Below are 555 nucleotides of genomic sequence, written 5' to 3' on the forward strand. Positions count from 1 at the left end.
GTATTGGGCGCAAAGGTGGGGCGTGGTTTGTGTAAATTAGTTTTGGGTATCGCTACTAAAGGGAAAGGTGAACTCGCTTGCGGGATTATTGGCGGTGCTGCGGGAGGGTATTCCGGTGGAACCGTGGGAGGAGCATTAGGAGAAATGGCCGGCGACTTATTCTATGAGGGAGAGGGTGCATGACTATTTCGTTGCACGGATTTAGCGTGATTTTATTGGGGGGATGGCCATTTATTTTTTTGGGTTTGAAGCTATTCGTCGAGTACAGAAAACTGGATGAACTGGAAAGCTACTTCATTGATAACGTTTTGGTCCGTGACAACAAACGGTTTTGGGGCAGAAACAAACTGATCGACAGATACAAGCGTTTGAGTCTGATTGTCGACTTTCTTTCACTGCCCAAGCTGCACATCCGAAGAGGAGACGTGACGGCGGCAGAGCTGGCGTCTGTTCCTCTGTCTCTCAAGCGCTGGGTGCTGTGGCCGTATCGTTTTGGAATGGTTGGATTTGTAGGTTCGGGGCTCTGGTACGTCTGGATTAAGTGGTAGCTTTTTA

Annotated in this window: 1 protein-coding gene and 1 pseudogene; both read left to right on the forward strand. The window is 49.0% G+C overall.

The window, feature by feature from the left end; genetic code table 11:
* Window positions 1-183: pseudogene (locus HX869_RS31440) on the forward strand (hypothetical protein); the annotation flags it as partial.
* Window positions 180-548 (forward strand): hypothetical protein, encoded by a 369-nt coding sequence (locus tag HX869_RS31320; RefSeq protein ID WP_177022653.1) that lies wholly within the window; start codon window positions 180-182, stop codon window positions 546-548. The pseudogene HX869_RS31440 and the gene HX869_RS31320, both read left to right, overlap by 4 nt.
* Window positions 549-555: the final 7 nt, after the last annotated feature.

Origin of the sequence: Pseudomonas sp. P7779, assembly GCF_013386315.1 — a bacterium.
Classification (GTDB): domain Bacteria; phylum Pseudomonadota; class Gammaproteobacteria; order Pseudomonadales; family Pseudomonadaceae; genus Aquipseudomonas.